Consider the following 24,918-nt stretch of genomic DNA (forward strand, 5'->3'; position numbering starts at 1 on the left):
CCCGTTCCTGTCCCGCACCGGGCATACGCCTTCGCGCGTACGCCGGTGGGGTCACTCGGTGGCGATGGCGCGCAGCACGTCGAGGCGCGCCGCGCGCCGCGCCGGGCGCAGCCCCGCCAAGGCTCCCGCGGCCAGGCCCACCCCCGCGACCACCGCGAGCCGCCCCGGCGGCAGGGCGAACGCGAAGGCGCTGTCCGTGGCCCCGTCGGAGGCCTTGACCAGCACCCAGCCCAGGAAGCCGCCGAGCGCGAGCCCGCCCGCCGTGCCGAAGGCGGCCACGAGCACCGACTCCCAGCGGACCATGGCCCGCAGTTGCGCCCTGGTCTGCCCGACGGCCCGCAACAGTCCGAGCTCGCGGGTGCGTTCGTGGACGGCGAGGGTCAGTGTGTTGGCGATGCCGAGCAGCGCGATGAGCACCGCGAGGGCGAGCAGGGCGTAGACGAGGGTGAGCATCATGTCGATGCCGCCGGCGGCGGACTGCGCGTACTCCTCGCGGGTCTGCACGTCCGGGTTGCCGTACTTCTCGGCGGTCTCGGCGACCGCCGCCTCGCCCTCGGCGGCGCCGACGCCGTCCTTGAAGGTGACGGAGACCAGGCTGTCGGCGTCCTGCGCCCGGTGCGGCGCCCAGGCCTCGCGGGTGATGACGTAGTCGCCCGCCAGCTCCGACCTGTCGTACACGGCGCGGACCTCGAAGGACGCCGCCTTGCCGTCGGGGAAGGCCAGTTCGGCCCGTGACCCGACGTCGAGGTCCTGCTTCTCCGCCTCGGTGCGGGTGATCGCGATGCCGTCGTCGCCCAGCGCCCGCAGGGATCCCTCGACCTCGCCGAGGTCGAAGGACCTGGCGAAGGAGACGGGGTCGGTGACGGTGAGGGCGCGTCCCTCGCCGTTGATCTCCGCGGCGCCCTTGCCGAGGCCGACGGCGGTGGCCACCTCGGGCCGTTCGGCGAGCGCGGGGGCCAGCGCGGGGCTGAGGCCGCTGCCGCCCGCGCCGAAGCCGGGGGTGCTCACCGCGACGTCGCCCGCGAAGGAGCGGTTCACCGTCTGGTCCATGGTCGCCTTCAGCGAGGCGCCGAAGACCGTGAAGAGCGAGACCACGGCCACGCCGATCATCAGCGCGCTCGCGGTGGCGGCGGTCCGCCCGGGGTTGCGCAGGGCGTTGCGCCTGGCGAGGCCGCCCGTCACGCCGCGCAGCCGGTCGAGGGGCCCGCCGAGTATCCGTACCGCCCGCGACGACGCGACGGGGCCGAGCACCACGAACGCGGCGAGGGCGAGCACCGCCCCGGCCCCTGCGAGCCAGACCGACGGGCTGACCAGCACGCCGGCCAGGGTGAGGCCGACGGCGAGCGACGCGAGGCCGAGTCCCGCGACGGCCCGGCCGCGGGAGGCCCCCGAGTGGTCGACCGCGCTCTCGCGGAGCGCGGCGAGCGGCGCGGTGCGCCCGGCCCGGACGGCGGGCAGCAGCGCGGAGCCGAGGCAGACGACCACGCCGACGGCGAGCGGCAGCAGCATGGAGAGCGCGCCGACCACCAGGTCGCCCTCGGGGAAGGGGAAGCCGATGGCGGGGAAGAGCGCCTGGAGCCCGGCGGCGATGCCGATGCCGCCCGCGAGCCCCGCGGCCGACGCCACCACGGCGACGACGGCCGCTTCGACGAGCGTCGACGCGGTGACCTGGCGGCGGGACGCGCCGAGCGCGCGCAGCAGGGCGTTCTCGCGGGTGCGCTGGGCGACGACGATGGCGAAGGTGTTGTGGATGCTGAAGGTGGCGACGAGCAGGGCGACCCCGGAGAAGACCAGCAGGAAGCCGGTGAAGAGCGTCAGGAACTGACCGGAGACGTTGTCCGTGTTCTCCGCGGCGAAGGCCTCGCCGGTGATGGCCTCGACGCCCTCGGGCAGTACGGGGTCCAGCCGCTCGACGAGTTGGCGTTCGCTCACGCCGGGGCCCGCCCGCACCTGGATGGTCGCCGCCTCGCCGGGCCTCGGCGTCAGGTACTTCTCTGCGTCGGCCCGGGTCATGCCGGTGAAGGTGGTCTGCGCCATGCCGTCCTCGCCGCCGAACGTGGCCAGGCCGACGATGGTGACGCGTACGGGATCGGGCGTGCGCAGCGTCGTCGTGTCGCCGATCTCCAGGTCACCGGCCTCGGCCGCGCCGCGGTTGACGACGACCTCGCCGGACCGCTCCGGGGCGCGCCCCTGGGCGAGCTGGTACGCGTTGAGGCCGGTGTCCGCCATCCAGTTGCCGGCGAGGGTGGGCGGTCCCTGGCCGCCGATGGGTTCGCCGTCCTTGCCGAGGAGCTGGCCCGCGCCCTGGATGCCGGGCGCGGCGGCGGCGACTCCGTCGACCTTCTCGATCTCGTCGGCCAGGGAGGTCTTCACCGGCTGCCGGGTGCCCTGGCTGTCGTCCGGGGTGGTGACGGCGTTCGCGCTGCGGACGACGGCGTCGGTGCCGCTGGTCGCGTCGCCGAACATCGTGTCGAAGCTCGCGCGCAGGGTGTCGCCCATGACGAGCGTGCCCGCCAGGAAGGCGACGCCGAGCATGACGGCCAGGAACGTGCCGGCGAAGCGGCGCTTGTGGCCGCGCAGCGAGGACAGGCTGATGCGGGTGGAGGCTCCGAGAGACATCATGGCCGCGCTCCTCGTACGGGATGGGCGTCCGGGTGGTGTGCGGGCCCGTCGCCCGCGTGGTCCGCGTCGAAGGCCTTGAGCCGGTCGAGGACGCGGTCGGCCGTCGGGGCCACCATCCGGTCCACGAGGCGGCCGTCGGCGAGGAAGACCACCTCGTCGGCGTGGGCGGCGGCCACCGGGTCGTGGGTGACCATGACGACGGTGCGGCCCATCCGGCGCACCGCCCGGCCGAGCAGGTTCAGGACCTCCTCGCCGGAGCGCGAGTCGAGGTTGCCGGTCGGCTCGTCGGCGAAGACCACATCGGGCCTGCCCGCGAACGCCCGCGCCACGGCGACGCGTTGCTGCTGCCCGCCGGAGAGTTCGGAGGGCCGGTGGCCGAGCCGGTCGCGCAGCCCGACGACGTCGATCAGGGAGTCGGCCCACTCGCGGTCGCCGCGGATGCCCGCGAGGTCCATGGGCAGCGAGATGTTCTCGGCGACGGTCAGCGTCGGCACCAGGTTGAAGGCCTGGAAGACGAAACCCACGCGGTCGCGGCGCAGCAGCGTCAGACGCCGGTCGTCCAGCGTCCCGAGCTCCGTGTCGCCGATGAAGGCGGCGCCCGATGTGAGCGTGTCGAGGCCCGCGGCGCAGTGCATCAGGGTGGACTTGCCCGAGCCCGAAGGGCCCATGATCGCGGTGAACCGCCCGGCAGGAAAGCCGATGCTCACCCCGTCCAGGGCCCTTACGGAGGTGTCGCCGCTGCCGTAGACCTTCACGGCGTCGGCGACCCGGGCGGCGTCCGCGGTGTGCGCGGTGTCCGCGGGACGTCCGGTCGCGGTGCTCATGCGGCGCCGCCCTTGGGCGTACGGCCGAACTCCTCGTTCAGGACGGAGAGGCGCCGCCAGTACTCGTCCTCGTCGATCTCGCCGGTCGCGAAGCGGTGCCCGAGGGCGGCGACGGGCGAGTCCGCCGCGACCACGTCACGGCGCCCGGCGGATCGGAACGGTCCACGCCCGCCACGCCATCCGGCTCGGCGGAGGAGGGTGACGGCGCCGATCACGACGGCCGCCCAGATCAGCGGGAAGAACAGGATCCACGGGCCGGGCCCGCCGTCCCAGTGCGCCAGGGTCTGCATGGGAGTCAACTCCTCGGAAGGGTTCTCGAACGACACTCCGAGACTGGCTCCGCAAGGCATGCCGAGTCGTCGTACGGCCAGCGTCACCGCGCGTACCACGGCGGGAGTACGCGGAGGGCGAGCGACTGCTCCACGGCACTCCGTACCACCTGCATCCACTGTACCTACTAGTATGTACAGTGGCTTCATGAGCACTCCCGAGCGTCTGATCGAGGCCACGCGCGAGCTCCTGTGGGAGCGCGGTTACGTGGGCACGAGCCCCAAGGCGATCCAGCGGCAAGCAGGCGCCGGACAAGGCAGTATGTACCACCACTTCACGGGCAAACCCGACCTGGCGCTCGCCGCGATCCGGCGCACCGCCGACGAGCTGCGCCGCACGGTCGATGACGTGCTGGGCGGTGACGGACCCGCGTACGCGCGCATCGAGGCATACCTCCTGCGCGAGCGCGACGTACTGCGGGGCTGCCCCCTCGGTCGGCTCACGATGGACCCGGACGTCATCGCCGACGACGAACTGCGCGCGCCCGTGACGGAGACGCTCGACTGGCTGCGCGACCGGCTGGCCGCGATCGTGCGGGAGGGGTGCGAGCGGGGCGAGTTCGCGGCGTCGCTCGACCCGCGCGAGACCGCGTCGGCGATCGTGGCGACGGTCCAGGGCGGCTATGTCCTGGCCCGCGCCTCCGGCTCGCCGGCCGCCTTCGATGCGGGCACGCGCGGCCTGCTCGCCCTCCTCGCGTCGGCCATGCCCGCCGCCGAGTGAGTGAGCCATCAGCCGCAGCCGCGGCCTCAACCTCAACCTCGGCCGAAGGAGCACACGATGCACGCCATGCAGTACGAGATCACGCTGCCCGCCGACTACGACATGGACGTCATCCGGCGCCGCGTCGCGACGAAGGGCCATCTGCTCGACGCGTTCCCCGGGCTCGGCTTCAAGGCGTACCTGATGCGCGAGCGCGGCAGGGACGGCTCCCCCGTCAACCAGTACGCGCCGTTCTACCTCTGGAACACCGCCCACGGCATGAACTCCTTCCTCTGCGGTCCCGGATTCCAGGGCCTCGCCGAGGACTTCGGGCGTCCCGTGGTGCAGCACTGGACGACTCTCTCGTACGAGGAGTCGCCCGTCGCGGCGGGCGGCGCGGCCACGCCGAGGGCGGCGGTACGCCACCGCCGGCCGATCCCCGCGGCGACACCACTGCCGGCACTGGCGGCCGAACTGGCGGACGAGGCCGAGCGGTTCACCCGCGAGGAGGGCGCGCTGTCCGCGCTCACGGCCTTCGACCCGCGGACCTGGGAGGCGGTGCACTTCTCCCTCTGGGAGCACGAGGCACCGCGGGGCGCCGGGGACGTCTTCGAGGTGCTGCACGTCTCGGCACCGGAGCGGCCGAAGCTGCCGCGGGGGCGGCAGTGGTGACGCCACCCGGCCCGGCTCCCGTCACCTGGACAGTCCCCTGGACAGTCCCCTAGGCAGCTACCTGGGCAGTCCCCTAGGCAACGGTCCACACCGCCTTGGGGGACATTCCCTTCCCGGCTCACCTCTCGTATTGCACTGCTCATTCCAAAACCTGTACGGTTCCCCACATGGCCCGACCGAGGACTTTCGACGAGGAGCGGGCCCTGGACGCGGCGATGCGCGCGTTCTGGGTGAAGGGCTACGAGGCCACTTCGACCCAGGACCTCTGCGAAGCCACCGGCCTGGGCCGCAGCAGCATCTACAACACCTTCAGCAGCAAACACGACCTGTTCCGGCGCGCCCTCGCCCGCTACATGGAGGCCATGAACGCCGGCCAGCTCGACATCCTGGAGGACGTGGAGCGCCCGGCCACCGCGCGGCTGCGGGCCCTGTTCACCCGGGTGATCGACGGGGAGTTCGCGCAGCGCGAGGACGGGCACAGCATCGGGTGCCTCACCGTCAACACCACCGTAGAACTCGCCGCGCGTGACCCCGAAGCCGCCGGAATGCTGGAGCGGGACCTCGCGCAACGGCTCGCCGCGATGGAGGCCGCCATCCGGTCCGGTCAGCGGGACGGTGACATCACCTCGGGCCGGGACGCCCAGACCCTCGCGCGGTACCTCAACGCCGTCATCGGCGGCATGCGCGTCTCCGCGCAGGGCGGTGCCGACCGGACCACCCTGGAGGCCATCGCCGAGACGGCGCTCGACGCGCTGACGGTGCGCTGACAGGGCCCGCCCCACCCCGCACCACCACGGGTGACTCACCCATGCCCTTGTTTGCCCTGGCCTTGTTTTTTACTGACCTTGTTTTGTACTGACCTATCTAAAACTAACCTCGGTCCCACCACCTGACACCTGACAGGAGTACGACGCCATGCCCCGCGCCGTATACGTACTGGCCCTCGGCATCTTCACCATGGTGACCAGCGAATTCGTCGTCGCAGGTCTCATGCCCCAGATGGCCGACGGCCTTGACGCCACCATCCCCGAGATCGGCTACCTCATCACCGCCTTCGCCGCCGCGATGGCCTTCGGCGGCCCCTTCCTCACCGTCGCACTCCTGAGGTTGCGTCAGAAGAACGCGCTGATGCTGCTCTTCGGCATCTTCCTCGCGGGCAACGTGCTCGCCGCCCTCGCGCCCGACTACCCCACCATGCTGGTGGCCCGCGTGGTCACCGGCATCGCGTCACAGGCCTTCTTCGGCGTCTCCCTCTCACTGGTCTTCCGCATCACCGGGCCCGCGGTGCGTGGCCGTGCCGTCGCCGTGGCCCTCAACGGGCTGATGCTCGGCACGCTGCTCGGCCTGCCGATCTCCACCGTCATCGGTGAACACCTGGGCTGGCGCGCGGCGTTCTGGGCCATCACGGCACTGACCGTGCTCGCCGCCCTGGCCACGCTCGCCGGAGTGCCGGGCACCGACGGCGACGCCGAGGAGAGTGGTGGCCTCCGGCAGGAGTTGGGCGCCTTCCGCAACCCGCGGCTCTGGTTCACGCTCACCACCAGCACCTTCGTCATCGGCGCCACCTTCTCCGCCTTCAGCTACCTGAACCCGATCCTCACCGAGATCACCGGCTTCTCGACGGGAACCGTGCCGCTGCTCCTCATCGCGTACGGTGCGGCCACCGTCGTCGGCAACACGGTCGTGGGACGGTTCGCCGACCGTCGTACGATCCCGGTGCTCCTGATCGGCCTCGCGCTGAACCTGGCCTTCCTCACCGGATTCGCGCTCTTCGCCGAACTCTCCGTGCCCGCCGTGGTGTTGATGATGGGCATCGGCCTGGTCGGGGTCACGATGAACCCGGCCCTGGTGACCCGGGTCCAGCGCGTCGGCAACGCCCGGCCGCTGGTCAACACCGTCCACTCGTCGTTCATCACGCTCGGCATCATCATCGCCACCTCCGTCGGCGGCCCCGCCATCGACGCCTTCGGGCTGCGGGCACCGCTGTGGATCGGCGCGGGCCTCGCCCTGCTCGGTCTCGGCACCCTGGTGCCGGACGTGCTGCGCCGCCGGGCCGGTGGCGAGGCCGGGCCGGAGCCGGTTCCGGCCGCCGAGCGGAAACCCGCGCCGGACCTCGCGGCAACCCTGTAGCCGAGGGCATACAGGGGGCGTCTAGCCGAGCGCGCCCAAGGGGTCGTCGAGCACCGGCTGCCAGGCCAGCTCGGCGGCGCCCACCAGGCTGTTGTGGTCCAGCGTGCAGGCCAGGATCGGTACGCCGCCGCTGCGTCCCCACAGGCTCCGGTCCGCGACGACGGCACGCAGCCGCTCGGGGTCCGCCTCCAGGAGTTCGCGGTGCAGGCCGCCCAGGATGATGCGGTCCGGGTTGAGGATGTTGACCAGGCCCGCGAGCCCGAGGCCGAGCCGGTCGATCAGCGCCTCGGCGGCGGTACGCACGGCAGGATCGCCGTAGGCGTCGCGCAGCAGTTCACGGGCCTGCACGAGCAGCCCCTCGGGGCCGGGTTCGCGGCCCGCCTCCGTCAGGAAGGCCAGCGGGTCGGTCTCGACGTCGAGACAGCCGCGGCTGCCGCAGTAACAGGGCCGCCCCTCCGGGTTCACCGTGAGGTGGCCGACCTCCAGGGCGAGGCCCGAACTCCCGGTGTGCAGACGGCCGTCCAGAACGAGCGCGCCGCCGACACCGCGGTGTCCGGTCGCCACGCAGAGCAGGTCCCGCGCGCCGCGGCCAGCGCCGTGGCGGTGCTCCGCGAGCGCGGCGAGGTTCACGTCGTTGGCGGCGAAGGCGGGGCCCGCGATCTTCGCGTCGCGTACGCAGTCGGTGAAGATCTGCCGCACCTGGGCACCCGCGGGCCACGCCAGGTGCAGCGGGTTCAGCGCGGTGCCCTCCGGCTCGGCGACGGCGGACGGCGCGGCCAGGCCCGCCCCCACGCAGCGCCTTCCGGTCTCCCGCAGCAGCCGCGCGCCCGCCTCGACGACGGAGCCGAGGACCTGGGCGGGGTCGGCGGCGATGGTCTCGCAGCCGGGCGCGGTCGCGACGATGCGCCCGCCGAGGCCGACCAGAGCGGCCCGGAAGCCGTCGGCGTGCACCTGCGCGGCGAGCACCACGGGGCCGTCCTCCGCGACGGAGAGGCGGTGCGAGGGCCGGCCCTGCGACCCTGCCGCGGCGCTCGGCTTCGCGTCGATCCGGATCAGGCCGAGCGCCTCCAGCTCGGCGGCGACGGCACCCGCGGTGGCGCGCGTGACGCCCAGCTCCGCGGTGAGCACGGCGCGCGTGGGGGCGCGCCCAGTGTGCACCAGTTCGAGCGCGGGTCCCAGCGCGCCGCGGCCTCGCTCCAGGCGGGTGCGGGTGGTCACTTCCCCCTCGGCGCGGGGGTCAGCCTTGCCGTTCATGAGGGGGAGTCTCCCATGGTCCGTACATGGCCAGGCCGTTCGGACGTCATCCGCTCGTTCCTTCCGAGGAACCGCCACCGCCGCGAGCCGCTCCGCGGCCGGTACATCTTGCGTCCGCGACCGGCGGGCCTTGCCTCCGCGGCCCGTACACCTTGCCCCGCAGCCCGTACACCTTGCCCCGCGGCTCATACGCCTTGCCCCGCGGCACCGTGCGCCTCGATGCGGTGCCCGTAACTCCTTGCTCCGACAACCATGCGCACTCTACCCTCACTTTGTGCCGCTACTAAACAAACTAGGGACCGCAGCGTCGCGGCCCGCCGTCCCCGACCTCCGCCGCCTGCGGATCGTGCTCACCGTCTTCTTCGCGCTCGACGGCTTCATCTTCGCCGGGTGGGTCGTCCGCATCCCCGCCATCAAGGAACAGACGGGCGCGTCGACCGGCACGCTCGGGCTCGCGCTGCTCGGCGTCTCGGCCGGGGCGGTGATCACGATGATGCTGACCGGACGGCTCTGCCGCCGCTTCGGCAGCCACCGGGTCACCGTGGTCTGCGGCGTACTCCTCTCGCTCAGCGTCGCCCTGCCGCCGCTGACCCACTCCGCGGCAGCGCTCGCCGCGGTGCTCCTGGTCTTCGGCGCCGCGTACGGCGGCATCAACGTCGCGTTCAACAGCGCCGCCGTCGACCTCGTGGCCGCGCTGCGCCGGCCGATCATGCCCAGCTTCCACGCGGCGTTCAGCCTGGGCGGCATGGTCGGCGCCGGTATCGGCGGGCTCATCGCGGGGTCGCTCTCCCCCACCCGCCACCTCCTCGGCCTGACCGTGACCGGCCTGCTCGTCACCGCCGTCGCGGGGCGCGCCCTGCTGCGGATGGAGCCTCCGGCCCCGCCGAGCGACGTCCGGTCCAAGGACTCCAAGGACAGCGCCCCCCGCCGTCTCGACGCCCGTACCCGTGGTCTCGTCATCGTCTTCGGGCTCATCGCGCTGTGCACCGCGTACGGAGAGGGGGCGCTGGCCGACTGGGGCGCGCTCCACCTCGAAGAGGATCTGGCCGCCCATCCCGGGGTCGCCGCCGCGGGCTACTCGTGCTTCGCCCTGGCGATGACGGTGGGCCGCCTCAGCGGAACCGTCCTGCTCGAACGGCTCGGCCAGACCCGCGTGCTCGTGGCGGGCGGCGTCACGGCCGCCGGCGGCATGCTGCTCGGGGCGCTCGCCCCCGCCGTCTGGGCGGCGCTCGTCGGCTTCGCGGTCACGGGGCTCGGGCTGGCCAACATCTTCCCCGTGGCCATCGAACGGGCCGGCGCGCTGGCCGGGCCGAGCGGCGTGGCGACCGCGTCCACGCTCGGCTACGGCGGCATGCTGCTCGGCCCGCCGGCCATCGGTTTCATGGCGGACTGGTTCACGCTGCCGACGGCGCTCACGAGCGTGGCCGCCCTGGCCGCGATCGCCGCGGCGATCGGCTTCACGACGCGCCGACACTGACGACCGCGCGGTGACCGCCTCCGCCTCGCGCGTCCGCGCCGTCCGGCACAATCCCCGCATGGACGTTTCCGTTTCCCGTTACATACGCGCGGTCGGCGACGAGGGCCTTCTGCTGGCCCGGGCGGCCGAGGAGGCCGGGCCCGGGGCCAAGGTGCCCACCTGCCCGGAGTGGGAGGTGCGGGACCTGGTGCGGCACACCGGGATGGTGCACCGCTGGGCCACCGCGTTCATGGCCGAGCGGCGCACCGAGTTCCGGCTCGGCGGGGAGCTGCCCGAGCTGGACGGCGCCGAACTGCTCGACTGGTTCCGCGAGGGGCACGCCGCGCTGGTCGACACGCTCACCGCCACGCCGCCCGACGCCGAGTGCTGGACCTTCCTGCCCGCCCCCTCGCCCCTCGCCTTCTGGGCCCGGCGGCAGGCGCACGAGACGACGGTGCACCGCACGGACGCCGAGTCCGCGTGCGGCGACACGGTGTCGCCGATCGACGCGGAGTTCGCCGTGGACGGCATCGAGGAGCTGCTCCTCGGCCTGCACGGCCGGGAGAAGAGCCAGGTCCGCACCGCCCGGCCCCGGGTGCTGAGGGTGCGGGCCACGGACGCGCCCGCCGAGTGGACGTGGACCGTACGGCTCTCCGAGGGGCCGCCCGTGACGGAGCGCGGCGCGACGGCCGACGCCGACTGCGAGGTGTCGGGGCAGGCGGCCCGGCTCTACCTCGCGCTGTGGAACCGGCTGCCGTTCCCCGAGGTGTCCGGCGACCCCTCGCTCGCCGCGCTGTGGCGGGAGAAGTCGGCCATCGTGATGCGGTGAGCCCCAGGGGCTCAGACCGTCGGGGCGCCGCCGGTGGTGAGCATGCGCTTCAGGACCGCCCGCTGCAACGGCCGCACCTCGCGGTGCAGCGCGCGCCCCTTGTCGGTGAGGGAGACGCGTACGCCCCGGCGGTCCTCGCTGCACATGCAGCGCTCCACCAGGCCGTCCTTCTCCAGACGTCCGATGAGACGGGAGAGCGCGCTCTGGCTCAGGTGCACCTGGGAGGCGATCTCCTGCACGCGGAACGTGCGGCCGCCGTCGTCCGACGAGCCCTCGGCCAGGACGTCGAGCACCTCGAAGTCGCTCGCCCCGAGGCCGTGCGGATGCAGCTCACGGTCGAGCTCGCACAGGGTGCGCGCGTGCACCGCGAGGATGTCGCGCCACTGGTCCACGAGCCCCTGCTCGGCCGTTTTCGCCGCCATGACATCGCACGGTAGCAGAGAAGACGCCGTTTGTTGCATCGGAATCAATTGCACATGCAGTACATGCGCACGCACGCATAGGTCTTGTCCGCACACTGACTCAACCGCTCTCGCGGCGGCTCTGGCTCAGCCCAGCCAGCCCGGCCGGACCAGGCCCGACTCGTAGGCGAGGACGACGAGCTGGGCGCGGTCACGGGCGGCCAGCTTCACCATGGTGCGGCTCACATGGGTCTTGGCGGTGAGCGGGCTGACGACCAGGCGGCGTGCGATCTCCTCGTTGGAGAGTCCGATGCCGACCAGCGCCATCACCTCACGCTCCCGCTCGGTGAGCGCGGCGAGGGCATCGGCGGCGGCCGGTTCCTTGGAGCGGGCGGCGAACTCGGCGATCAGACGGCGGGTCACGCCGGGCGAGAGCAGCGCGTCGCCCTCGACCACCGCCCGCACCGCGCGCAGCAGTTCGTCCGGCTCGGTGTCCTTGACCAGGAAGCCGGACGCCCCGGCGCGGAGCGCCTCGAAGACGTACTCGTCGAGTTCGAAGGTGGTCAGCATGACGACCTTCACGGCGTCGAGGCCGGGCTCCCCGGTGATCCGGCGCGTCGCGGCGAGGCCGTCGAGCACCGGCATGCGGATGTCCATGAGGACCACGTCCGGACGCAGCTCGCGCACCGTCCGCACCGCTTCCTCGCCGTCCGCGGCCTCGCCCACCACCCCGATGTCCGGCTGGGCGTCGAGGAGCGCCTTGAAACCGGCTCTGACCAGCAACTGGTCATCGGCGAGCAGTACGCGGATCACTGGTCCTCCCGGGTGCGGTACGGGTCTTCGCGCCCCGGCCCGGAGGCAGTGGCAGCACAGCGGTGACCCGGAAGCCGCCGTCCTGGCGCGGGCCCGCCTCGATCGTGCCACCGAGGGCTGCGGCCCGCTCCCGCATCCCGGCAAGTCCGTTGCCGCTGCCGCCCGCTTCGGCACCCGTGGCGGGCCCGTCGTCGTCGACCCGCAGGGTGAGCGCGGCCCCCGCGTGGCGCACCAGCACGCGCGCGTGGCGTGAACCGGAGTGCCGTACGACGTTGGTCAGCGCCTCCTGGACGATGCGGAACGCGGCCAGGTCCATGCCCGGCGGCAGCTTGGCCGGGGCGCCCTCGGTGGTGACGTCCACGGTCAGTCCCGCGCTCCCCGCCTGTTCGACGAGTTCGGGGAGCCGGTCGAGCCCGGGGGCCGGGGCGCGCGGCGCCTCACCCGGTGCGCGCAGGGTGGTCAGGACCTGCCGCACCTCGCCCAGCGCCTCCTTGCTGGCGGCTTTGATCGTGGTCAGGGCGGTGCGGGCCTGTTCGGGATCGGAGTCGAGCAGGGCGAGGCCGACGCCGGCCTGGACGTTGATGACGGAGATGCTGTGCGCGAGGACGTCGTGCAGCTCGCGCGCCATGCGCATCCGCTCCTCGTCCGCACGCCGCTCGGCGGCCCGGGCCCGCTCGGCACGCTCCTTGGCCCACTGTTCACGGCGTACGCGGCCGAGTTCGGAGACAGCCACGATCGCGACGACCCAGACGGCGCCCACGACCTCCTGACTCCAGGAGCGGGCCCCGTCGTCGCCGGGCGGCAGCCACCGGTAGAGCCAGTGCGCGAGGAGCAGATGCCCGGCCCAGAGCGCGCCGACGGCTCCCCACGCCGCACGCCGGTGTCCCGCGACGACCGCCGCGAAGCAGGCCACGGCGACGGCGAGGAGCACGGGACCGTACGCGAAACCGGCGCCGAGGTAGACCAGCGTGAGCCCGGCGGCGGCGGACACGACGGCGGCCGGGTGGCGGTGGCGGAACAGCAGCACTGCCGTGGCCAGGAGCAGCAGCACCCGGGCCAAGGGGGTCAGCGGCTCCCGGTCGGGCTGGCCGTGCGCGGCGAAGCCGGAGCCGATCTGGACGAACGCGGTGAGCGCCAGCGTCGTCAGCCAGGGCAGCCGGCGGCCTGTGCGGTCCCACGGCCCGCGGTTCCGCCAGGGCGGACCCTGCCGCCACGGTCCTCCCCGGGCGGGGAACGGACCGCCGGGTCCGCTGTCGCGCTGTTCGTCCATGGCGGTCACGCTAGACCGCGGGGCGCGCCGGCGGCGTCCGCCGGGCGAGGTGATCACGCGTACTCCCGCGGGAGTAGCCGCCGCCCTTCAGCCGAGGCCCGGCGCGCTCCCGGCGGTCACGGTCGGGCGGGGCCCGACGTACCGCGAGGCTCCCCGGCCGGGGCCCGCTAGCGGTCCAGCGAGTTCAGCGCCCGGCCCGCCAGCGGATGCGTCCGTACCAGCTCGCCCAGGGTCGTCGAGCCGCGGGTGATCCTCGCGAAGGCGTTCCACGCGGGGCGGAAGCCGGTGAGAACCGTGTGCAGGACGCCGGGGCGGCGCTCGAAGACCTTGAGCATGCGGCGCCCGACGCTCATCTCCACGCCGAGGCCCGCCTTGATGGCGAAGGCGTAGTTCAACGCCTGGCGGCGGGCGTCCACCGCGTCGTGCGCCTCGGCGATGCGGACCGCCCACTCCCCCGCGAGCCGCCCGGAGCGCAGCGCGAAGGAGATGCCCTCGCGGGTCCACGGTTCGAGAAGTCCGGCCGCGTCGCCGCAGACGAGGACCCGGCCGCGCGAGAGCGGCGAGTCGTCGCTGCGGCAGCGGGTGAGGTGCCCGGAGGAGATGCTGGGCTCGAACCCCGCGAGGCCGAGCCGGGCGATGAAGTCCTCCAAGTACCGCTTGGTGGCGGCGCCTTCTCCGCGCGCGGAGATCACGCCGACGGTGAGGGTGTCGCCCTTGGGGAAGACCCAGCCGTAACTGCCCGGCATCGGGCCCCAGTCGATGAGCACGCGGCCCGCCCAGTCCTCCGCGACGGTCGCGGGCACCGGGATCTCCGCCTCCAGGCCGAGGTCGACCTGGTCCAGCTTGACGCCGACATGGGCCCCTATGCGGCTCGCGCTGCCGTCGGCGCCGACCACGGCACGGGCCAGGACGGTCTCGCCGCCCTGGAGCACGACGGCGGCGGTGCGCCGGTCGGGCACGTCGGGCCCGTGCTGCTGCACGCGCGCGACGGTGACGCCGGTGCGCAGCTCGGCGCCCGCCTTCTGCGCGTGCTCGACGAGCTGCTGGTCGAACTCGGGGCGGTTGATGAGACCGAAGAGCATCTGCCGGGAGCGGCGGGTGCGCGTGAACTTGCCGTCGAGGGAGAACGTCACCGCGTGCACCCGGTCGCGCAAGGGCAGCTCGAAGCCGGGAGGCAGGGAGTCGCGCGAGGGGCCGATGATGCCGCCGCCGCATGTCTTATACCTCGGCAGGTCGGCCTTCTCCAGGAGCAGCACGCTGCGTCCCGCGACGGCCGCCGCGTACGCCGCCGAGGCTCCGGCGGGGCCGGCTCCGACCACGACGACGTCCCACACGTGCCGGGCGTCGTCCGCTGAGTTCTCGCTGCTCACGTTGGTCTACCGCTCCTGATCCCGCTGTTGGCCGCGCTTTCCCGAGGCATCCTACGGCGGAGGCTTCGGGGTCCCTCTTGTGGGAGGATCACATATACCCACACGTACAACGTCGCACCTACGAGGAGCGTGCCCATGTCGCGGGATCCGATCGCCGGAACCATCGCCTCACTCATGCCGAAGGCGAAGGCGGAGCTCACCGAACTGGTGGCCTTCAAGTCGGTGGCGGACTTCGGCCAGTTCCCGAGGAGCGAGAGCGAGGCCGCGGCGAACTGGGTGGCCGACGCGCTGCGCGCCGAGGGTTTCCGTGACGTCGCGCTGCTCGACACCCCGGACGGCACGCAGTCGGTGTACGGCTTCCTGCCGGGCCCCGAGGGCGCCCCGACGGTCCTGCTCTACGCGCACTACGACGTGCAGCCGCCGCTGGACGAGGCCGCGTGGGCCACTCCGCCGTTCGAGCTGACCGAGCGGGACGGCCGCTGGTACGGCCGCGGCAGCGCCGACTGCAAGGGCGGCGTCATCATGCACCTGCTCGCGCTGCGCGCCCTGAAGGCGAACGGCGGCGTCCCGGTGAGCGTCAAGGTCATCGCCGAGGGCTCCGAGGAGCAGGGCACCGGCGGTCTGGAGCGGTACGCGGAGGAGCACCCCGAGCTGCTCGCCGCCGACACGATCGTCATCGGTGACGCGGGCAACTTCCGGGTCGGCCTGCCGACGGTGACGTCGACGCTGCGCGGCATGACGCTCGTACGCGTCACGGTCGACACGCTTGAGGGCAACCTGCACTCGGGCCAGTTCGGCGGCGCCGCCCCCGACGCGCTCGCGGCGCTGGTGCGGGCCCTGGACTCGCTGCGCGCCGAGGACGGCTCGACGACGGTCGACGGCCTCACGGGTGACGCCGTCTGGGACGGCCTTCAGTACGAAGAGGACGATTTCCGCAAGGACGCCAAGGTCCTCGACGGTGTGGACCTGATCGGTGGCGGCACGGTCGCCGACCGGATCTGGGCGCGCCCCGCCGTCACCGTCCTCGGCATCGACTGCCCGCCGGTGATCGGCGCGACGCCCTCCGTGCAGGCGGGCGCGCGGGCGCTGATCAGCCTGCGGGTGCCGCCGGGCGTCGACGCCGCCGAGGCGACGAAGCTGCTCCAGGCGCACATCGAGTCGCACACGCCGTGGGGCGCTCGGGTGCACACGGAGCAGATCGGGCAGGGCCAGCCGTTCCGCGCCGACACCACGAGCCCGGCCTACGCGGCGATGGCCGAGGCGATGAGTGAGGCCTACCCGGGCCAGGAGATGCAGTACGCGGGCCAGGGCGGTTCGATCCCGCTGTGCAACACCCTCTCCACGCTCTACCCGCGGGCGGAGATCCTGCTGATCGGCCTGAGCGAGCCGGAGGCGCAGATCCACGCGGCCAACGAAAGCGTGTCTCCCCAGGAGCTGGAGCGGCTCTCCGTGGCCGAGGCGCTGTTCCTGCGGAAGTACGCGGCGAGCTGACGACCCGGGGGCCTGGGGCGCCCGCCCGTCAGCCGAGCGGGACGCCCGCCTCCAGGTACAGCGGCGCACCGCGTTCGCGTGCCCGCAGGGCCCAGCGGAGCCGTTCGTAGCGGACCGAGGGCAGCAGGTCGGCGGCTTCCCCCTCGGTGACGAAGCGGCAGCCGCGGAGTTCGGGGCCCGGCAGCAGGACGCGGTCGGCGTCGGCGCTGTCGAGCCTGCCGCCGTCGAAGAGGAACCGCATGCCGCCGTAGCCGGGCGGCTGCGGCGGCTCCCAGTCGGCGACGAGCAGGCGGGGCAGTCCGTGCAGTTGTATGCCGGTCTCCTCGGCCACTTCGCGTACGCCCGCGCGCGCGGGGGCCTCGCCCGGTTCGACGACGCCGCCGGGGAACTCCCACCCGGCCTTGTACGTCGGGTCGACCAGCAGTACCCGGTCCTGCTCGTCGAAGAGCAGCACTCCGGCGGCGAGGGTCTCCGCGGTGGGCTCCGGCGTCTGCACGATGTCGCAGACGGACGCCTCCCCGTTCCGCACGGCTTCGGCGAGGCGGGCCGCGGTCTCCCAGGGCGTGAGCGAGCTGGTGTCGACGCGGTGGGCGTCCGCGCCGAGCCATTCCGCGAGGGCCGTCAGGTAGGGCTCGATGTGGTCGAACGACCACTGCCGTACGCGCACATCGCCGTCGGGCAGGTCCGGCGGCACCGCCCGCCCGGATATCCGTGCCCGCAGGATCGTTTCCTCGGGGGCGAGCAGAATGTGGCGCACGGGAATTCTGCGCGAGGCGAGACCGCCGAAGATCTCGTCGCGGTACTCCTGGCGCAGCAGGGTCATCGGGACGACCAGGACGCCGCCCACTTCGGCGTGGATCGCGGCCGCCGTGTCGACGACGAGGCGGCGCCAGATCGGCAGGTCCTGATAGTCGCCGACTTCCGCCAGGTGTTTGGCGGGCAGCAAGTGTGACAGCGCGCCGCCGATGATCTCGGGGTCGAAGAGTGTGCTGTTCGGGATCAGCTCGATCAGTTCCCGTGCGGTACTGGTCTTGCCCGCACCGAACGCGCCGTTGATCCAGACGATCACGGTTCCCCCTCTTCCGTCGGCCCCCTGTGGCTTGCCCGCAACACCCTGCCACGGAAACCAAGCGCTGCCAGAGGGGCAACTCTGCAGCCGGAAACCATGTCAAGCGATTGGCGCCAAGTTCACCCCAAGGCGTGGTACCGGGCTTTCATGAATCGTTCCCTCACTCCAGAACACCCAAGTCCCCGCTAGCGTCACCCGGATAGCCGCCCTAGTCCCCGGTGGCCTGCAGAGGCATTCCCGTCGAGCTGCCCGCCCCAGGGCAGAGCGGCACCGACACTGGGGGTATGGATGCGGCAGAGTGAACTGAGCGAATATATCTGCGACGAGATGAATCGGCCGCCCCGGGTGTACGGAATCGACCGCGCCATCGTCGTCGAATTGCACGGCGAGATCGACCTCGTGACGTATCAGCGCACGTTCCCGTTGCTGGACGCCGTGGCCGCCGGACCCGAAGCGGTCGTGATCATCGACCTCAGTGAGGTCACCTTCTTCGACTGCTCCGGAATCTCCCTGCTGACGCGGGTGCACCGCCGCGTGACGGGCCGGGGCGGCACGATGCGCATCGTCTGCACGAACGCGCTGACCCTGCGCATGCTGCGCCTGACGCACCTCACCGAAGTCCTCGCCCCCGCCCCGACCTTGCGCGCGGCTCTGCTGGCTCCGGAGGAGGAGTAGCCGGCGACCGCTGCCCCCGGCCCGCGACAGCCACCGTCACACAGGGTGACGGTTGAACGCGCGCGCCGCGACACGCCGTCTTACGTTGAGCACGTAACACCCAGTGCGATCAGAGGAGTAGTCATGGGTGAACGTGGTGGCATGGACAAGCTCAAGGGCAAGGGCAAGGAGATGGCCGGCAAGGTCACCGGTGACGACCGGCGCGCGGCCGAGGGCAAGGCGGACCGCGCCAAGGGCGAGGCCAAGGACGCCATGGGCTCCGCCCGTGACAAGGCCAAGGGCGTGCGGGGCTCGATGAAGCGCGACGACTCCTGACGCTGCCCCTCGGCCTGCCGGTCCTCCGGCTCCTACGGCCCTCTCGTGCCCCCTGCCGCGCGACACGTTTCCCCACAGTGTCCGCACGCCGGGGGCACGGCTGTGTCCGGCGCCCGGGGAACGGTTCTACGTCAGCCGCCACTCGCCCGTGCGGTCGGCCACGCCGACGTATTGGTGAAGTACGTGCCCGTACCGGATTCGGTGTAGGCCTCGCGGTAGTTACCGAAGGAGAGCCGGTCCGGCCAGGAGAAGTAGCCGCGCTCCGCCGTCTCCTCGTACGGCCGCAGCGAGGCGTAGACGGCGAGCGGCAGGGGCGCGAACAGGGGCGCGAAGAAGGGGCGGTTCCCTGGAGCAGCGTTCTTGGCCTTGTCGGCGCTGAGGAATCCGTCGAACGGTGCCTCCACCGCGTCCTGTCCGTGACGACCATGCCCGTCCGAGCGTGTAATCAGGGCCTTGACTGAAGACCTTCTCTCGCGGGACGCCGTGCTCGGCAAGGGCGTCGAGCCGGGAGTGGACCGCCACGGCTGCCCCGGCCCGCGGTCGGCCGGGGTCTGGACCCGCGGGAGCTTCGCGGGCCGGGGCACCTTGGTGAACCGGCCGATGTGGTACGTCCCGGCGACCGCGCCGCCGCGCGAGCGGCACGGCGATCCCGGTGCGGCCGCGCACCTCGCCCGCTCTTGCGTGATCTGGGAAAGGACCGTTTACGCGAGATCAGACTGTCCGCGAACGGCCTGAAACGTCCCTGCTGCGGTGAATGCGTTGGTGATCGGCGCGATGAGCGAGGCGAAGCGGCGGGCGCCTGCGTTGCCGATCGGTGCCCATAGCGCGGCGCAGTGCCGGTCTGTCTCCACTTCGATGCGCTCGCGCGCCGCGCTGCCGGCGTCGGTGACCACGCCGTGGGAGTCGAGCCAGCCGCGCGCGACGAGGCGTGCCGTCGCCGCGCTCCACTCCTCGTCGTCCCACCGGCGGGTCGCTCGCGCCAGAGCCGCCGGGAGGCGGCCGGTCGCGGTGTGCAGAACGAGACAGTCGCACGGCCCGAGGCCGTTGTCGGCGAGTACGACGAGATGGGCGTCGCCGCGCCACTCGCGCGCCACCGTGATCTGCTGCCAGAGTGCGACGAGAGGATCGGTGGGAAGCGCGACCGAGGCGTTCGCGGCGGCCAGCACCTTGCCGGCGTAATCGGCACCGGCGAGAACCGGGTCGATCAGCGAGCGCGCCTCGGCAAGGTGGTCGTCGATGAGAGGTACGTCGACGCGCCGCATCGCCCGGCCGGCGGCCAGGAAGCGGGCGGCCTGCCACCGCTCGGGCGGCGCGGCGTCCCATACGCCCGCCATGGCCCGCGCTGCCCGCGGGCTGAAATTGTAGAAGGCCGCGAGCGTGACCTGCCACGGAACTGCGCCCATCGCGGCCGACCGGAAGGCCAGATACGTCGCCCCGCGGTCGGTCACGCCGAGCTCGGCCGCCTCCTCGGCGGTCTCGGGGACGAGATATATGAACAGGTGAGCGGCGCTGATGGCGCGGCTGACATCACGGACGGCGTTCAGGTCCATCGGGCCGTCGCCGGTACGGGCGGAGTCGGGAAGGGCATCGAGGTGCATGGCGGTGGTCTCTCCTGGAGTCGGGTGGCGCTGTCAGGCGGGTGGCGCTGTCAGGCGGGTGTTTCAGCGGTGGCGGTCAACACCGCGCGTCCAAGGGTGTGACCGGCCATGGTGAAGCCGAGGACGGCCGGTGTGGCGTCGGCCGGGACGCCTGTCGAGGGGATGTCGAGGGCGTGCACGACGACGAAATAACGGTGCGGGCCGTGTCCGGCCGGCGGGGCGGCGCCGATGTAGCGGGCCACGCGGGCGTCGTTGGGCAACTGGTAGGCGCCCTCGGGCAACTGTGAGCCGGTGTCGTCGCCGGCGCCCTCGGGCAGCTCGGTGACGGTGGCAGGGATGTCGGCGACCGCCCAGTGCCAGAACCCGGACCCGGTGGGGGCGTCGGGGTCGTAGACGGTGACGGCATAGCTCTTGGTGCCGTCCGGGGCGCCGCTCCAGGACAGCTGCGGGGATGTGTCCTTCCCGCCGGGCAGGCCGGAGGAGTGCTGCTCGGGCGGCCACGCGGCGCCGTCGGTGACGGTGGTGCTGGTGACGGTGAACGAGGCCGCCCGAGGGAGGCGGGCGAAGGGGTCGTTGGCAGGCACAGCGGTCGTTCCTTTCCGGGACGAGGACGTCCTCATCCACTACTGAATCGACCATAACACTGATAATCGATTATCTCGGGGAACATCTAGGATGGGCTCATGGATCATCAGATGGCGCACTCCTCGGCCCCGCCGGGGAAGCAGATGCTTTCCGAGCAGGTCTACGCACACCTGCGGGACGCGATCATGCGTGGGGACCACCTCCCTGGCGCCCCTCTCAAGCCGCAGGATCTCGCCAAGGAGCAGGGCGTGAGCCTGGCTGTGGTGCGCGAGGCGCTCGTGCGGGTGGTCGGCGAGGGGCTCGCCGACCGGCTGCCCAACCGCGGTTTCGCCGTCCCGTCCTTCTCCGACCGCCGCTGGCAGGAGATCGCGGAAGCCCGTCGGACCGTCGAACCGGTCGTACTACGCATGTCCATCGAGCGCGGCGACGTCGACTGGGAGGCCCGCGTGCGGGCCGCCCACCATCGTCTGGTGCGCACTCCGGCATACGCGCCGGAGGAGAGCGAGTACTACACCGGCGCTTGGGCCGAAGCGCACAGAGCCTTCCACCGCACGTTGCTGGAGGGGTGTGGCAACCGCGCGCTGCTGGAGACCTTCGACCGGTTGTGGACCCAGAGTGAGCTGGCCCGCCGTTGGTCGGCGCACCGCAACCCCGACCGGGACGGCGCCAAGGAACACCGCAGGCTGGAGGAGGCGGTGTTGGCCCGCGACGCCGACACCGCAGCCGCCGTCCTGGTCCAGCACCTCACTTTGACCGCGGCTGCTCTGACCGACGATCCAGGCCAGGCCACCTAGGCTTACGCCACAGCAGCGAGGTCGAGGTGAGCTTTCCTGTCCGGCTCGAACCGGCCGTAGGGGTTCACGGGGGTCCAGAACAACGGGGCCAGAGCCCGCCGGTCGGCGTCGGTGAGCCGCTTCGGCCACTTGTCACTTTGCGGCAGCTTCGGGAGAACAGGGCCCAGGAGAAACCGCGTGAGGACGTCGTCCGGTGTGGCGCTGAACGATGACTGCGCCATGCCCCCTCCCCTTCGCTCCCCTTCCAACAGAGTCCAACACGGCCTACCGTAAGCGCGCACCGCGTGACACGTACATGCATACCCTCACCTTGAGCGCGTACGGAGGAACGTAACGATGCGTCATCTCCCATGTCGTACCACCGGCCGAAGAGTGGTCGGATCGCTGGCCGCGGTGTTGCTGTGTGCGGGCGGGCTCGCCGCTCCAGCCGTCGCGCGTGACGGCGGCGAGCGGTCCGCCACCCCCGACACCCCCGCGGCGCGGGCCGCCGCCGGCCCCGGCGTGAAGCAGGCAGCCGCCGGCCCCGGCGTAAAGCTCCCCGACGGCCTGGCGGCCACCCCGCCCATGGGCTTCAACAACTGGAACGCCACGCACTGCAGAGCCGAGTTCGACGAGGCGATGGTCAAGGGAATCGCGGACATCTTCGTCGAGAAGGGCCTGAAGGACGCGGGCTACGAATACGTCAACCTCGACGACTGCTGGGCCCTGCCCGAGCGTGACGCGAACGGCAAGCTGGTGCCCGACCCCAAGCGCTTCCCGCAGGGGATCAAAGCCGTCGCCGACTACGTCCACGGCAAGGGTCTGAAACTCGGCATCTACACCAGCGCGGGCACCAAGACCTGCAACTCCGCGGGCTTCCCCGGCGCGCTCGGCCATGAGCGCAGCGACGCCCGGCAGTTCGCGGAGTGGGGCGTCGACTACCTCAAGTACGACAACTGCAACAACCAGGGCGTCGACGCCAAGCAGCGGTACACCGCGATGCGCGACGCGCTGAGGGACGCCTCCGAGGCCACCGGACGGCCCATCGTCTACAGCATCTGCGAGTGGGGCGAGAACAAACCCTGGGAGTGGGCGGCCGACGTCGGGCACCTGTGGCGCACCACCGGTGACATCAGCGACAGCTGGGGCTCCATGCTGTCGATCATGAAGCAGAACCTGCCGCTCGCGAAGTACGCCGGGCCCGGGCGCTGGAACGACCCGGACATGCTGGAGGTCGGCAACGGCGGCATGACCGACACCGAGTACCGCACCCACTTCTCGATGTGGTCGATCATGGCCTCGCCGCTGCTCATCGGCTCCGACCTGCGCAAGGCCTCTCCCGAGACCTTCGAGATCCTCGGGAACGAAGAGGTCATCGCCGTCGACCAGGACCCGCTGGGCAGGCAGGGCGAGGTGCTCTCGTCGCAGGACGGGCGCTGGGTCGTGGCCAAGGAGATGAAGGACGGCAGCCGTGCCGTCGCCCTGTTCAACGAGACCGGTACCGCCCAGTCCATCTCCACGACCGCGAAGGCGGTCGGCCTGCGGGACGCCGACGGGTACACGATGCGCGATCTGTGGCGGCACAAGAGCTACAACACCGCGGGCCGCATCTCGGCGACCGTGCCCGCGCACGGCACCGTCCTGCTGCGCGTCGCGGCCGACGGCGAGTGGGCGAAGCAGCCGCCGGCCGTCGAACTCGGCGCGCGAGGCGCGGCGATGGTGGAGGCCGGCAAGCGGACGGTGCTCACCTCCGAGGTCACCAACCTCGGCCGCACCTCCGCGCACCGGGTCTCCGTCACGCTCGCCGGACCCTCCGGCTGGCGCCTGAAGGCGACCTCGTCCACCACCGCGGGCTCGCTGCGTACGGGCAAACAACTCACCACGGCCTGGGCGGTCACCGCGCCCGCGGGCACGTCCCCGGGGGCGTACGACCTCACCCTGAAGGTCACCTACCGCTCACCGCAGGGCACCCGGGCCGAGCACGTGCTGCCGTTGACGGCGAACGTCGTCGTCGCGCCACCCGCGGGCAGCTCCGCGCTCGGCGACCTGCCGTGGATCTCGGCGTTCAACGGCTGGGGCCCCGTGGAACGCAACACCAGCAACGGCGAGAACGCCGCGGGCGACGGCAACCCGCTCACCATCGGCGGCACCACCTACGCCAAGGGCCTCGGCGTCCACGCGCCGAGCAGCGTCGAGTACTACGCGGGCGCGGCCTGCGAGAAGGTCACGGCCGCCGTCGGCGTCGACGACGAGAAGCTGACGCGGGGGACGGTCGCCTTCGAGATCTGGGCGGACACCAAGAAGGTCGCCTCCACCGGCGTCCTCACCAACGCCATGCCGGCACAGGAACTGTCGGCCGACGTGAGCGGCGCACAGGTCGTACGCCTCGTCGTCACGGACGGCGGTGACGGCGGAGACTCGGACCACGCGGACTGGGCGGAGGCGACACTCAGCTGCTGAGCGTGGCGGCGGCTGAGCGTGGCGGCTGCGATGTGACCGAGTTACATGTGTGCCCGGGTCTCGTATGTGACCCGGGCACACTCGTATGTGCCCCAGGCCCACATGTGTCAGCCCCCTACAGCGGACCGCACCCCCACCGTCTCCGTCGCCCCACTCGCCCCGCTCGCCCCACCACTCGCCCCACCACTCGCCCCGCCACTCGCCCCACCGCTGAGCGCCGCCGCGGCCGCTCCCACCAGTCCCGCGTCCGTTCCCATCAGCGCGGGCGCCACGGTGAGGCCCCGTACGAAGGACAGCGTGGCGTACTCGCGCAGCGACCGGCGCAGGGGAGTGAACAGGACGTCGCCCGCCTTGCCCACTCCCCCGCCGATCACCGCGATGTCGATCTCGACGAGCGTGGCCGTGGCGGCGATACCGGCGGCGAGTGCCTTGGCCGCGCGTTCGAAGGAGGCGATGGCCACCGGGTCGCCCGCGCGGGCGGCGTCGGCCACCGCCGCCGCCGAGGCGTCGCCGTCGGGGCCGGGGAGCCAGCCGCCCTCCACGGCGCGGCGCGCGATGTTCGGGCCGCTGGCGATGCGTTCGACGCAGCCGCGGGCACCGCACGGGCAGGGGTCGCCGTCGAGGTCGACGCTGATGTGACCGATGTGACCGGCGTTCCCCGTGGGCCCGGGGCGGAGCTTGCCGCCGAGGACGAGGCCGCCGCCCACGCCCGTGGAGACGACCAGGCAGAGCGCGTTGTCGTGGCCCCGGGCGGCGCCCTGCCAGTGTTCGGCCGCGGTCATGGCCACGCCATCGCCGACCAGTTCGACGGGGAGGCCGCCGGTCGCCGCTCGGACCCGTTCGACGAGGGGGTAGCCGCGCCAGCCGGGGACGTTGACGGGGCTGACCGTGCCGGCCGACGCGTCCACCGGGCCCGCGCTGCCGATGCCGACGGCGGACGCTCTGCCCCACAGTCCGCTGGAGGTCAGCTCGCCGAGGACCTCCTCGACCGTCCGCATCACCGTGTCGCCGTCCTCGCGCGCGGGCGTCGGCCGCTGGGTGCGCAGCAGTATGCGCCCCCCGCGGTCCACCAGGGCGCCGGCGATCTTGGTGCCGCCGATGTCGAGTGCGGCGACGAGGTCCATGTGCATCTGTGTCGGGTCTCCTGTGTATGAGCAGGCCGGAGAGTGCGAAGGTCAGTCTCCCTCGCATCTGACAACGTTGTCCAGGCCCTATGCTCGACGCCACACCCCCATGGAGGACCCGCGGACGCCCCACGGACGCCCCAGGGGCCGCCCATGGT

24 protein-coding genes and 2 pseudogenes are annotated in these 24,918 nt (G+C 72.4%); 11 read left to right on the top strand and 15 right to left on the bottom strand.

The window, feature by feature from the left end:
- Positions 1–51: 51 nt before the first annotated feature.
- The 3 genes from ACRAKF_RS06710 to ACRAKF_RS06720 are packed head-to-tail and all read right to left on the bottom strand — an operon-like array spanning position 52 to position 3,736.
- On the bottom strand, positions 52–2,622 hold the full coding sequence (locus ACRAKF_RS06710) for an ABC transporter permease (protein ID WP_447035968.1): 2,571 nt from the start codon (positions 2,620–2,622) through the stop codon (positions 52–54).
- Positions 2,619–3,446 (bottom strand): ABC transporter ATP-binding protein, encoded by an 828-nt coding sequence (locus ACRAKF_RS06715; RefSeq protein WP_447035969.1) that lies wholly within the window; start codon positions 3,444–3,446, stop codon positions 2,619–2,621. The genes ACRAKF_RS06710 and ACRAKF_RS06715 overlap by 4 nt, the downstream gene beginning before the upstream one ends.
- Positions 3,443–3,736 carry an SHOCT domain-containing protein gene (locus tag ACRAKF_RS06720; protein ID WP_447035970.1) on the bottom strand — a complete coding sequence of 98 codons (294 nt, stop codon included), beginning with the start codon at positions 3,734–3,736 and terminating at the stop codon, positions 3,443–3,445. The genes ACRAKF_RS06715 and ACRAKF_RS06720 overlap by 4 nt, the downstream gene beginning before the upstream one ends.
- Positions 3,737–3,908: 172 nt before the next feature.
- Here ACRAKF_RS06720 and ACRAKF_RS06725 point away from each other — a divergent pair, with 172 nt between their 5' ends.
- From ACRAKF_RS06725 to ACRAKF_RS06740, 4 genes are all read left to right on the top strand, one after another.
- Complete coding sequence (locus ACRAKF_RS06725) at positions 3,909–4,496, top strand: TetR/AcrR family transcriptional regulator (protein ID WP_447035971.1); 588 nt, start codon at positions 3,909–3,911, stop codon at positions 4,494–4,496.
- Positions 4,497–4,553: 57 nt separating this feature from the next.
- Complete coding sequence (locus ACRAKF_RS06730; protein WP_447035972.1) at positions 4,554–5,147, top strand: DUF4865 family protein; 594 nt, start codon at positions 4,554–4,556, stop codon at positions 5,145–5,147.
- Positions 5,148–5,314: 167 nt separating this feature from the next.
- Complete coding sequence (locus tag ACRAKF_RS06735; RefSeq protein WP_447035973.1) at positions 5,315–5,914, top strand: TetR/AcrR family transcriptional regulator; 600 nt, start codon at positions 5,315–5,317, stop codon at positions 5,912–5,914.
- Between the two features lie 148 nt (positions 5,915–6,062).
- The gene (locus ACRAKF_RS06740; RefSeq protein WP_447035974.1) at positions 6,063–7,277 is read left to right on the top strand and encodes an MFS transporter; all 1,215 of its coding nucleotides are present in this window, start codon (positions 6,063–6,065) and stop codon (positions 7,275–7,277) included.
- A gap of 21 nt (positions 7,278–7,298) precedes the next feature.
- On the opposite strand, the gene ACRAKF_RS06745 is transcribed toward ACRAKF_RS06740, so the two are convergent.
- Complete coding sequence (locus tag ACRAKF_RS06745; protein ID WP_447035975.1) at positions 7,299–8,531, bottom strand: ROK family protein; 1,233 nt, start codon at positions 8,529–8,531, stop codon at positions 7,299–7,301.
- Positions 8,532–8,805: 274 nt separating this feature from the next.
- Here ACRAKF_RS06745 and ACRAKF_RS06750 point away from each other — a divergent pair, with 274 nt between their 5' ends.
- Both ACRAKF_RS06750 and ACRAKF_RS06755 read left to right on the top strand, forming a co-directional pair.
- Positions 8,806–10,008 (top strand): MFS transporter, encoded by a 1,203-nt coding sequence (locus ACRAKF_RS06750; RefSeq protein WP_447035977.1) that lies wholly within the window; start codon positions 8,806–8,808, stop codon positions 10,006–10,008.
- Positions 10,009–10,066: 58 nt separating this feature from the next.
- Positions 10,067–10,816, top strand: a complete 750-nt coding sequence (locus ACRAKF_RS06755) for a maleylpyruvate isomerase family mycothiol-dependent enzyme (protein WP_447035978.1) — start codon at positions 10,067–10,069, stop codon at positions 10,814–10,816.
- An 11-nt stretch (positions 10,817–10,827) separates the two neighbouring features.
- Here ACRAKF_RS06755 and ACRAKF_RS06760 read toward each other — a convergent pair whose 3' ends face one another.
- The 4 genes from ACRAKF_RS06760 to ACRAKF_RS06775 all read right to left on the bottom strand — a co-directional run bounded on the left by ACRAKF_RS06760 (position 10,828) and on the right by ACRAKF_RS06775 (position 14,670).
- Positions 10,828–11,238, bottom strand: coding sequence for a MarR family winged helix-turn-helix transcriptional regulator (locus tag ACRAKF_RS06760; protein WP_447035980.1), 411 nt, complete (start codon positions 11,236–11,238; stop codon positions 10,828–10,830).
- 126 nt (positions 11,239–11,364) lie between these two features.
- Complete coding sequence (locus ACRAKF_RS06765) at positions 11,365–12,030, bottom strand: response regulator (RefSeq protein ID WP_447035981.1); 666 nt, start codon at positions 12,028–12,030, stop codon at positions 11,365–11,367.
- Positions 12,005–13,300 carry a sensor histidine kinase gene (locus ACRAKF_RS06770; protein WP_447035982.1) on the bottom strand — a complete coding sequence of 432 codons (1,296 nt, stop codon included), beginning with the start codon at positions 13,298–13,300 and terminating at the stop codon, positions 12,005–12,007. Before ACRAKF_RS06770 ends, ACRAKF_RS06765 begins: the two co-directional genes overlap by 26 nt.
- Before the next feature lie 167 nt (positions 13,301–13,467).
- Positions 13,468–14,670, bottom strand: a complete 1,203-nt coding sequence (locus tag ACRAKF_RS06775; RefSeq protein WP_447035984.1) for a geranylgeranyl reductase family protein — start codon at positions 14,668–14,670, stop codon at positions 13,468–13,470.
- A gap of 135 nt (positions 14,671–14,805) precedes the next feature.
- Between ACRAKF_RS06775 and ACRAKF_RS06780 the strand changes: the two genes are divergently transcribed.
- Positions 14,806–16,161 (top strand): M20/M25/M40 family metallo-hydrolase, encoded by a 1,356-nt coding sequence (locus ACRAKF_RS06780; RefSeq protein ID WP_447035985.1) that lies wholly within the window; start codon positions 14,806–14,808, stop codon positions 16,159–16,161.
- 28 nt (positions 16,162–16,189) lie between these two features.
- Here ACRAKF_RS06780 and ACRAKF_RS06785 read toward each other — a convergent pair whose 3' ends face one another.
- Positions 16,190–17,230 carry an NUDIX hydrolase gene (locus ACRAKF_RS06785; protein WP_447035986.1) on the bottom strand — a complete coding sequence of 347 codons (1,041 nt, stop codon included), beginning with the start codon at positions 17,228–17,230 and terminating at the stop codon, positions 16,190–16,192.
- A gap of 327 nt (positions 17,231–17,557) precedes the next feature.
- Here ACRAKF_RS06785 and ACRAKF_RS06790 point away from each other — a divergent pair, with 327 nt between their 5' ends.
- Complete coding sequence (locus ACRAKF_RS06790) at positions 17,558–17,905, top strand: STAS domain-containing protein (protein ID WP_447035987.1); 348 nt, start codon at positions 17,558–17,560, stop codon at positions 17,903–17,905.
- 123 nt (positions 17,906–18,028) lie between these two features.
- Positions 18,029–18,220: a CsbD family protein gene (locus tag ACRAKF_RS06795; RefSeq protein ID WP_447035988.1), complete on the top strand. Its 192-nt coding sequence runs from the start codon at positions 18,029–18,031 to the stop codon at positions 18,218–18,220.
- 167 nt (positions 18,221–18,387) lie between these two features.
- On the opposite strand, the pseudogene ACRAKF_RS06800 reads toward ACRAKF_RS06795, so the two are convergent.
- The 4 genes and pseudogenes from ACRAKF_RS06800 to ACRAKF_RS06815 all read right to left on the bottom strand — a co-directional run.
- Positions 18,388–18,624 (bottom strand): annotated as a pseudogene (locus ACRAKF_RS06800) (carbohydrate ABC transporter permease); the annotation flags it as partial.
- A 198-nt stretch (positions 18,625–18,822) separates the two neighbouring features.
- Positions 18,823–18,906 (bottom strand): annotated as a pseudogene (locus ACRAKF_RS06805) (hypothetical protein); the annotation flags it as partial.
- A 15-nt stretch (positions 18,907–18,921) separates the two neighbouring features.
- On the bottom strand, positions 18,922–19,818 hold the full coding sequence (locus ACRAKF_RS06810) for an SCO6745 family protein (RefSeq protein ID WP_447035989.1): 897 nt from the start codon (positions 19,816–19,818) through the stop codon (positions 18,922–18,924).
- 50 nt (positions 19,819–19,868) lie between these two features.
- Positions 19,869–20,402 carry a YbhB/YbcL family Raf kinase inhibitor-like protein gene (locus tag ACRAKF_RS06815; RefSeq protein ID WP_447035990.1) on the bottom strand — a complete coding sequence of 178 codons (534 nt, stop codon included), beginning with the start codon at positions 20,400–20,402 and terminating at the stop codon, positions 19,869–19,871.
- Between the two features lie 99 nt (positions 20,403–20,501).
- Here ACRAKF_RS06815 and ACRAKF_RS06820 point away from each other — a divergent pair, with 99 nt between their 5' ends.
- Positions 20,502–21,197 carry a GntR family transcriptional regulator gene (locus ACRAKF_RS06820; RefSeq protein WP_447035992.1) on the top strand — a complete coding sequence of 232 codons (696 nt, stop codon included), beginning with the start codon at positions 20,502–20,504 and terminating at the stop codon, positions 21,195–21,197.
- 2 nt (positions 21,198–21,199) lie between these two features.
- Here ACRAKF_RS06820 and ACRAKF_RS06825 read toward each other — a convergent pair whose 3' ends face one another.
- Positions 21,200–21,418, bottom strand: coding sequence for a hypothetical protein (locus ACRAKF_RS06825; protein ID WP_447035993.1), 219 nt, complete (start codon positions 21,416–21,418; stop codon positions 21,200–21,202).
- A gap of 115 nt (positions 21,419–21,533) precedes the next feature.
- Between ACRAKF_RS06825 and ACRAKF_RS06830 the strand changes: the two genes are divergently transcribed.
- Positions 21,534–23,636 (top strand): NPCBM/NEW2 domain-containing protein, encoded by a 2,103-nt coding sequence (locus tag ACRAKF_RS06830; protein ID WP_447035994.1) that lies wholly within the window; start codon positions 21,534–21,536, stop codon positions 23,634–23,636.
- 107 nt (positions 23,637–23,743) lie between these two features.
- On the opposite strand, the gene ACRAKF_RS06835 is transcribed toward ACRAKF_RS06830, so the two are convergent.
- Positions 23,744–24,766 carry an ROK family protein gene (locus ACRAKF_RS06835; RefSeq protein WP_447035995.1) on the bottom strand — a complete coding sequence of 341 codons (1,023 nt, stop codon included), beginning with the start codon at positions 24,764–24,766 and terminating at the stop codon, positions 23,744–23,746.
- Positions 24,767–24,918: the final 152 nt, after the last annotated feature.

The organism is Streptomyces sp. DSM 118878, assembly GCF_052936595.1.